General features: G+C 61.5%; 1 protein-coding gene. It reads left to right on the top strand.

The features are described 5' to 3' along the window. Window positions 1-69 precede the first annotated feature (69 nt). Entirely contained in the window at window positions 70-1002 is a 933-nt protein-coding gene (locus K7H22_RS19965; RefSeq protein WP_230802557.1) for an IS5 family transposase, read from the top strand. Window positions 1003-1078: the final 76 nt, after the last annotated feature.

Raw genomic sequence — 1078 nt, 5'->3', positions numbered from 1 at the left:
GCGGTTACACATGTTGCACAAATCGCGTGAGGGATTCATCTCGTGAATCCAGCGTGGTAGCTGGGATGTATGAGCAGACACACACCCCCGACCTACAAGACCAGGAACTGGCCAGCCTACAATGAAGCGCTCAAGCGCCGGGGCTCGCTGACGATCTGGTTTGACCCCGAGATGACCTGGGATGCCGCGCCGACAGGCAAGCGTGGTCGCCAGCAGAGCTACAGCGATGCCGCCATACAAACATGCCTTTCGATGAAGGTGCTGTTCGGGATGGCGCTGCGGCAGACAACCGGCTTCGTCGAAAGCCTGTTGCGCCTGGTTGGCCTCGACTGGACGGTGCCCGACTTCAGCACGCTGTCGCGCCGTCAGAAAACCTTGGCCGTCAACATCCCATATCGCGGCTCCAAGGGTCCGTTGCACCTGCTGATCGACAGCACCGGCATCAAGGTTGAGGGCGAAGGCGAATGGCACGCCCGCAAGCATGGTGGCCCAAAGCGGCGGGTCTGGCGCAAAATCCACCTTGGCATCGATGAGGAAACACTGGAGGTTCGGGCTGTTGAGATCACCGGGAGCCACATCGGTGATGCGCCGGTTTTGCCCGACCTGCTCAACCAGATCCCGGCAGACCAGGAAATCGGCAGCGTCACAGCAGATGGGGCCTACGACACACGCAAATGCCACGATGCCATAGCTGGCCGCGGCGCCCACGCCGTCATCCCGCCCCGCAAGAACGCCAAGCCATGGAAGACCGTCACTGCTGGCGCGGTCGCCCGAAACGAGGCCCTGCGCGCATCAAAATACCTCGGCCGTGCCCTGTGGCGACGATGGAGCGAATACCACCGCCGAAGCCGCGTCGAAACGAAGATGCATTGTGTCAAACTGCTGGGCCAGCGGCTCATGGCGCGGGACTTCGACCGCCAAGTCGCGGAGCTTCAGGTCTGCATCGCCGTGCTCAACCGCTATACGGCGCTCGGAATACCCGTCACGGAAGCTGTGGGATAAGTCCGTCCGGGGAAAGGGGAAACTCAGCGTTCAACCGATTTGTGCAACATGTGTAACCGCCCCTTGCGCAAGAGGA

Origin of the sequence: Seohaeicola saemankumensis, assembly GCF_021021435.1 — a bacterium.
Taxonomy (GTDB): domain Bacteria; phylum Pseudomonadota; class Alphaproteobacteria; order Rhodobacterales; family Rhodobacteraceae; genus Seohaeicola.
Note: the sequence above shows the minus strand (reverse complement) of the source record. Positions and strands in the feature narration are given on the sequence as shown.